The following is a 7,191-nucleotide window of genomic DNA, read 5'->3' as shown; positions in this document are numbered from 1 at the left end:
TGCTATGATCTCCAAACAACAGACTGAGGTCAACACGAAGAATGTATTAATTGAGGAAATAACTCTAAATTAACGGTGTCTTAAAAATGGGAAGGCTACAGGATGTTTCATAGCAGCCTCAGGCGCCGGCGCATGAATAACCTGCATTCCCTGTTCCCGGCATTTAGCCAGGAGCGGCACATACTTTTCATTGATGATCTTTTCAGCCCGTTCTTCCGTTTCCCTGATATAATGCCTTTGCCAGACATCAAGCAGTACCAGGGCAGTTTGTGAAACCGGAATTTTCCAATCCAGATAGGCATAGCCTGTATTCGTTTCCAGCCATTCCTGTCCCGGGTCTACATGCCAGCGGTGATACCTGGGTTTAATTTGCAATGTTTTATCGCCGGACGCAGGGCTTTTTATCACTGGTGTCTCTTCAGGGAAGGATTCTAAGGGGACACCCATACCCAGGGCGGCGCTCAGGCCCGTTACCGAAGAGATCTTTATGAACTGTCGCCTGGAGTTTTTCTTTTTCATTGAGCAGGGGTTTTGATACGGGTACCTACACAAAATAGGCAAAACTTAATTATTTTTCAAATTTCTTGCGGGGGCATTATCGATGCCAGCTAACGCTGGCTTTTAGCTCCTGCTTAAGTCAGATCCTAACACTTAAATTACATTTCTACAACTCCCAGATACTCACTGTTGGAGACATGCTCCCGGTTGTCGGAGATAAAAGCTATCCAGATATGCCACTTTTTTTTACGAGGGATCTGACGTGCTATTTTCAGGATTTCCCGGCCCGCCGATCTTCGTGCGCCACTTAGCATCTCAACGGAAAATCGTGCCCCGGCCGGGTAGGCCAGTAACATCACCTGGTCGGTCGGATGGGCTCCGGTTGTACTCGACGGCCTGCTCAGGGAATCATCCTGCCAGGTGAAGACGATCTCGCGGTCCTCTCCGATACTTACCGCAGCGTCCGGTGCGCCTTCCAAAGAACCCATGGTTACCCTCGCTTTAGAATAATCAAATTCCCCGTTCTCATCAAACGCATGGAGCAGGTTCCACGACGTAGCTGAATTGTGTGCGGTATTACCGTTCTTTCGCGCTTCGAGATTAAAGCCAACCCTGATAAAAGGAATAATGGGTTTCAGAAAGCGCTGTATCTGCGTAAATCTGCTACGCCGCACATTCTGTTTGGCTGATCCTTTCTTATTTCTCTTGGAAGTCCCCTGATTATCCATTTGCCAAGCCTGTAATACCCAACCACACTGCCGGCCTTTCCGCTGAACCCGCTGTTCGGGCCTCCTGATAATATTGCCATAACTACCTGTGAATGATTTATATGAATATAACTAATAATTATTAATTACACGGGTTGTTTTTCATTTGCTGTTTGATTATAATTCATATTTCAGTCGTCTGCAATTGTCATAAGTCCGACCAAAATCCGACTAGTATCCGAGTAAAGTCCGACGTACAAACCGTTTAATCAATAATCGAAAATAACTTGGGCAGCCGCATGTAGTAACCTCAAATTCGCGCCGGAATTTCCACGGTTTGCGATTTTTCTTAACTATTATGAAAATCGGCAGATATAAACTATTATTGTGCATATTGGAATAAGTATTGAATAGCTGTTCCTTCTGGCGTGTAATCCTTTTAATCAAGGATTTAGCTTAGATCATGATGGCGGTAATAATTTAGCATATAAATGAAAAAAAGAGCTACTGAGCTTACAGGAGTAAAGGAAATTGCACGGAGAGCCAATGTATCTATTGCCACTGTCGACCGCGTTATACACAATAGAAAGGGCGTTTCTGCAGAGACCAAGGAAAAGATCAATAAGCTGATAGAAGAACTGAATTACAAGCCCAACCTGCTTGCCCAGCGATTGGCATCACGCAAGGTGCTCCACCTGGCCACACTGATCCCCGAGAGTTCGAAGGAAACCAGTTTTTGGGATGCCCCGCTAAAGGGCATTGAGCAGGCAGGCGCTGAAATCGAGCAGTTCGGTATCGTTCTGGATAAATATTTCTATGATCAAAATTCAATAGAGTCTTTTGTGAAGCAAACGAAGGTCATCCTTGACAGCATTCCCGATGGGGTACTTTTTGGCCCTTCCTTTATCGAAGAATCGGTCACCTTCACAGATAAATGCCAGGAACTGGGCATCCCCTACGTTCTCATTGACTCCGACCTTCCCAATAAAAGCAGCTTAAGTTATATAGGCCCCAACTTATATCACAGCGGTTATATGGGCGGGCACCTGATCAGCTACCTTACCAGGAACAATGACAAAGTTTTGGTTGTGAATATCTCCAAAGAGATCGACAACCAGCACCACTTGTTGAAAAAGGAAGAAGGCTTAAGGGCTTATTTTAAGGACCATAACCTCAAAGGAAATATAATAAAGCTGGATATTAAAGATGTAGCAGATAAATCCATCGAAAAGAGCATCTCCAAAGCATTCGAGGATTCAACCGATATTCAAGTGGTTTTCGTGACCAATTCCAGGGTCTTCAAAGTAGCCCACTTTGTGGAGAAGTCTAAAAAAGATGTTATTTTGATTGGTTACGATTTTCTCGCAGAGAATGTAGACTACCTGAAAAGAGGAGTGATCGATTTCCTGATCTGCCAGAAACCGAAGCAACAGGCCTACCGTGGTGTGATGTCACTCTACCAGCATTTAGCCTTCGGTACGCCGGTTGAGAAGATATATTTTATGCCGATAGATATACTTACTAAAGAGAACGCCGATTTTTATCGTAATTGATGTTTGTTTGCAGGTTGATCCACGGATTTTATCCATGGTTATGGTTATTCAAGCCCTTCAGGCTTGACATAGCGTCTATAGCTGCTTGTCCACGGATTTCGTCTATGGTTATGTTATCATATTTTACGCTGTTGTAAATTATATCTCAGATACTGCGGGCTTAATTATCGAATGATATAAGACTTGATGTATCAAGCCTGAAGGGCTTGAATTAATAACCACAGGCGAAGCCTGTGGTTATTAATTCGGATTATCTCAACCCTGGAGGGGTTGAACATCGATGAATAATGATAACGCTAAATTGCTGTCATCCCGATGTGAATACACGGCAGCGAGCAAGCGGGAGTTCCTTTTACACGAAGAAGCACTCCGCAAGCCCGCACCAGCATAAAAATATTTTATAAGTCTCTTTCATTAGCTAAAATCATTACTATATTCGGGTACGTAAACGTATTTATCATCTTTAGTAATTATATATGAAACAAGACTACAATCGCCGCGGGTTTATCAAGACAGCTGCAATAGCAGGTATTGGCTTAGGGCTGGCGGAAACTATTATGCCTTTAGGTGCTATGGCAATGGGATCAAACCCTGCCGGTAAGAGAGTCGGTATTATCGGACTGGACACTTCTCATAGTGTGGCTTTTACAAAGAGCCTCAATACGCCCAAGGAGGCCAATACTTATAAAGGCTATACTGTAGTGGCAGCATATCCGCATGGCAGCCGCGACATCAAAAGCAGCGCCGAGCGGATTCCTCAGATTACCGAGGATGTCAAAAAAATGGGTGTTGAGATAGTGGGTTCTATTAAGGAGCTGCTGAATAAAGTGGATGTCGTTCTTTTGGAAACCAACGATGGCAGGCTGCACCTGGAGCAAGCCTTGGAGGTTTTTAAAGGAGGTAAACGGGTTTTTATTGATAAACCTGTAGCTGCATCCCTGGCTGATGCAATTGCTATTTTCGAAGCTTCTGCAAAATATAAGGTGCCTGTTTTCTCGTCCTCATCTTTACGGTTTTCAACCGGCGCGCAGGAGATTGCAAAGGGCAAAGTAGGGAAAGTACTGGGAGCCGATGCATTCAGCCCTTCCAAATATGAAGAAACCCACCCGGAGCTGTTCTGGTATGGTATCCACGGCGTAGAAACCTTATTTACTGTGATGGGAACTGGCTGTAAGTCTGTGGTGCAGGTTCCTTCTCCGAATACGGACATCGTGGTCGGAACATGGGATGAAGGCAGGATGGGTACGTTTCGTGGTATCCACGAGGGAAGCCAGAAGTATGGCGGCACGGTCTTCGGTGAGAAGGGCGTTTCTGAAATAGGCAATTTTGGAGGGTACGATCCATTGCTGGTACAGATAATCGAGTTTTTCGAAACAGGCATTCCTCCTGTAAGTTCACAGGAAACCCTGGAAATATGTGCATTCATGGAAGCTGCACTTGAGAGCAAGAAAAAGAATGGGGCGCCTGTAACCCTGGAATCTATGTTCAAGCGGGCTAAAAAATAAATTCCTTCCTCAGTCGCTGCAGCTACACAATAGGGTAGCTGTAGCAATTGGTAAATCATATTTTCCGGAAAACCCTTATAAGATCCTATGAACCTCCCGGGTATATTTTGTCTGAAAATTAAATTAAGGCTGGCCGCCTTATTCTTTGTTCTTTGGTCAGCTACCGCCGGGGCACAAGCCCCGCAGCAAAGTCTCAAATTATCAACTTTTGATATTGATGCTACTCCACCGATAGGGAGTCAGCTGACCTATGACCCAATGATCAATAACTGGGATCTGGGTCTGAGGGCAAAGGGTATCATCTTATCCGGCGCCGGGCAGCCGATCGTCATGTGTTCGGTTGACTGGATTGGAATTTCGAACGACAGCCAGGATGAATTTAAACGTGTAATGGCCGCGGCGGCAGGCACCATCCCCTCCAGGGTGGTTGTCCATGCGATTCATCAGCATGATGCGCCTGCTTCAGATCTCGGCGCCGAGCAGCTTATGCGCTCGGCAGGAGTGAAGCCGGGAGCTTTTGAAGGTGTTTATACCCGTGATCTTATAAGGAGATTAGACGAAGCCATCCAGAAATCCATCATATCCGCGGTTCCCTTAACTCATATAGGTACCGGGCAGGCAAAGGTTTCTATGGTGTCGTCGAACCGGCGGATCATCGGGCCTGATGGCAAGGTCAGAGCCTCACGGACATCGGCAACAAAGGATTCTCTGCTCCGGGCGGAACCGGAAGGACTGATCGATCCCATGGTATCCCTGATCAGTTTCTGGAACAACGATAAACCCCTGGCTGTCTTGAGCTATTATGCATCGCATCCGCAGAGCTATTACCGGACAGGGATCGCCAATCCGGACTTTCCGGGTATAGCCCGTTTTATGCGTCAGCTAGCCGTTCCGGATGCTCTTCACATACATTTTAACGGCGCCGGCGGTAACATTACGGCGGGGAAATATAATGACGGTTCGAAGGAGAACAGGCTGATCTTAGCCCAAAGGCTTGCTGATGGGATGAAGCGTGCATGGGAAACAACAACGCGCGAGCCTATTGCCAGCAGTGCCGTAAGCTGGAATGTGGAGCCTGTTGCCCTGGCCCCTGCAGCCGGCATTGATAACCTGGAGGCAGCTCTGAAAACGCAAACCTCCGTGTTTATAGCTAACAATATTTCCAAGCTTGTATGGCTGCGCCGCCTGCAGGCGGGAAAGAAAATCGACATATCAAGCCTGGCTTTAGGTAAGGCCAGGATCGTTCATCTGCCCGGCGAGCCATTCGTTGAATACCAGCTTGCTGCCAAGGCTGCCAGACCTGATCTTTTTGTCGCGGTAGCCGGGTATGGCGACTACGGTGTCGGATATATCGGTACCGCCAAAGCGTATGACGAAGGAGGGTATGAAACCGGCCAGGCTTCAGCCGTAACTGCAGAAGCAGAAGCCACCTTAATGAATGCTATTAACAAGCTCTTGAAGAAATAAAGTAATTATGAGGAATGTTCTTAAAATGGGAGAGAAGCATAGTATTGCCGCTTTAGGGCGTATGCTGTCTGTTTTCCTGCTTGTTTTTTTCATGACGGATATGGCCAGCGCCCAGAGCCGGCGTTCAAAAAAGGATCTGATGGACGCCGGTGTTTCTTCGATCAATATCACTCCCGAATGGCCGGTTAGGCTTGCGGGTTTTGCGGTAAGGAGTAAAAATGCAGCAGAGGGTACTCTTATGCAGCTCAATGCCAAGGCACTCGCTTTCGGAAATGATAAGCAGGGACCGTCGGTTGTTATTACCGTAGACCTGATCGGTATTCCGTGGAATGTTACCAAAGAGGTGGCAAGCCGCCTTAAGTTAAAGGCCGGCCTTGATCCGGCCCGGCTGGCAATCAGTGCTTCGCACACTCATTCCGGGCCCGAGCTGGGCGATCTGTTGAATATCCTGCAATACCGGAGCGCTACGGCTTTCAGTGATTCGCTTATTTCTATCGAGCAAATGAACCGGATCTCATTGTACGTTGCCCAGCTGACCGATAAGCTGGAACAGGTTGCCCTTGAAGCGCTTAAGGCACGTCAGCCGTCCTTTGTGTCCTGGACACAGGGTAAGGTTGATTTCGCGGCTAATCGCAGGCTGTCTGACGGCCCTGTCGACCATTCGCTGCCCCTCCTCAGGGTTACCGACCGCGACGGCAAAGTAAAAGCTTTATTCCTGAACTACTCCTGCCATGCAGTGTCCGTGGATGGCTCAAATAATAAGTATCATGGAGATTGGGTGGGCGAAGCACAGCGCCAGATCGAAGCCAATCATCCCGGCGTCCTGGCACTACATGCCGTTGGATGCGGTGCGGATGCGAATCCATCTCTTCGCGGCCTGGAATCTGTACCTCAACTGGAACGAAGCAATCATTATGGGAAGCTAATTGCTGATGAGGTTAAACGGTTAATGGGGACTGAATTTAAGCCTATAGGTGATGTGCCGGTTGGCCGTACCAGTGTTATCGAACTGCCTTATGCCCATGTGCCTGATGTCAGGGAAATGGTTGCCCAAACGAGCGATAAAACGGTCAAAGGGTATTATTATCGTCTGGCACTGAATGAGATCTCCAGGGGCAGGATCATTCCCACCAGCCTGAGCTACCCCGTACAGGTATGGACTTTTGGTGATGACCTGGCTATGGTGTTTTTAGCCGGGGAAGTTGTATCTGATTATTCCCTGCGTATCAAACGGGAGTTTGATAAAAATCGCCTATGGGTAAACGGCTATTCTAATGATGTTCCCTGTTACATTGCTTCTGAAAGGGCTTTAAGGGAACCACGCTATGGTTATGAAGCGGTAAGCTCAATGTATTATTACCATAAGCCTTCACCTTTCGCGCCCGGCGTGGAAGAAAGGATTATTAAAGCAGTACATGATTTAGTACCTTCAAAATTCAAAGCAGTTAAGAAATAATTCTA

The 7,191-nt window shown here is 47.0% G+C and carries 6 protein-coding genes; 4 read left to right on the top strand and 2 right to left on the bottom strand.

Translation table 11 applies throughout. The features are described from left to right. Positions 1–69: 69 nt before the first annotated feature. The gene (locus P2W76_RS07330) at positions 70–519 is read right to left on the bottom strand and encodes a twin-arginine translocation signal domain-containing protein (protein WP_276347024.1); all 450 of its coding nucleotides are present in this window, start codon (positions 517–519) and stop codon (positions 70–72) included. Between the two features lie 137 nt (positions 520–656). After that, positions 657–1,226 carry a DUF6266 family protein gene (locus tag P2W76_RS07325; RefSeq protein ID WP_276347022.1) on the bottom strand — a complete coding sequence of 190 codons (570 nt, stop codon included), beginning with the start codon at positions 1,224–1,226 and terminating at the stop codon, positions 657–659. A gap of 470 nt (positions 1,227–1,696) precedes the next feature. Here P2W76_RS07325 and P2W76_RS07320 point away from each other — a divergent pair, with 470 nt between their 5' ends. From P2W76_RS07320 to P2W76_RS07305, 4 genes are all read left to right on the top strand, one after another. Next, a complete protein-coding gene (locus P2W76_RS07320) occupies positions 1,697–2,758 on the top strand; it encodes a substrate-binding domain-containing protein (protein WP_276347021.1) in 1,062 nt (353 codons plus the stop codon). Positions 2,759–3,234: 476 nt separating this feature from the next. Then, a complete protein-coding gene (locus P2W76_RS07315; RefSeq protein ID WP_276347020.1) occupies positions 3,235–4,263 on the top strand; it encodes a Gfo/Idh/MocA family oxidoreductase in 1,029 nt (342 codons plus the stop codon). Positions 4,264–4,350: 87 nt separating this feature from the next. Continuing rightward, positions 4,351–5,730 carry a hypothetical protein gene (locus tag P2W76_RS07310; protein ID WP_276347019.1) on the top strand — a complete coding sequence of 460 codons (1,380 nt, stop codon included), beginning with the start codon at positions 4,351–4,353 and terminating at the stop codon, positions 5,728–5,730. A gap of 7 nt (positions 5,731–5,737) precedes the next feature. Then, positions 5,738–7,186, top strand: coding sequence for a neutral/alkaline non-lysosomal ceramidase N-terminal domain-containing protein (locus P2W76_RS07305; protein WP_276347018.1), 1,449 nt, complete (start codon positions 5,738–5,740; stop codon positions 7,184–7,186). Positions 7,187–7,191: the final 5 nt, after the last annotated feature.

Origin of the sequence: Daejeonella sp. JGW-45, assembly GCF_029360805.1 — a bacterium.
Classification (GTDB): Bacteria; Bacteroidota; Bacteroidia; order Sphingobacteriales; family Sphingobacteriaceae; genus Daejeonella.
Note: the sequence above shows the minus strand (reverse complement) of the source record. Positions and strands in the feature narration are given on the sequence as shown.

Coding starts and splice junctions, on each gene's coding strand:
- P2W76_RS07305 (WP_276347018.1), top strand. CDS start 5,738: ATGAGGAATGTTCTTAAAATGGGAGAGAAGCATAGTATTGCCGCTTTA.
- P2W76_RS07310 (WP_276347019.1), top strand. CDS start 4,351: ATGAACCTCCCGGGTATATTTTGTCTGAAAATTAAATTAAGGCTGGCC.
- P2W76_RS07325 (WP_276347022.1), bottom strand. CDS start 1,226: ATGGATAATCAGGGGACTTCCAAGAGAAATAAGAAAGGATCAGCCAAA.
- P2W76_RS07330 (WP_276347024.1), bottom strand. CDS start 519: ATGAAAAAGAAAAACTCCAGGCGACAGTTCATAAAGATCTCTTCGGTA.
- P2W76_RS07315 (WP_276347020.1), top strand. CDS start 3,235: ATGAAACAAGACTACAATCGCCGCGGGTTTATCAAGACAGCTGCAATA.
- P2W76_RS07320 (WP_276347021.1), top strand. CDS start 1,697: ATGAAAAAAAGAGCTACTGAGCTTACAGGAGTAAAGGAAATTGCACGG.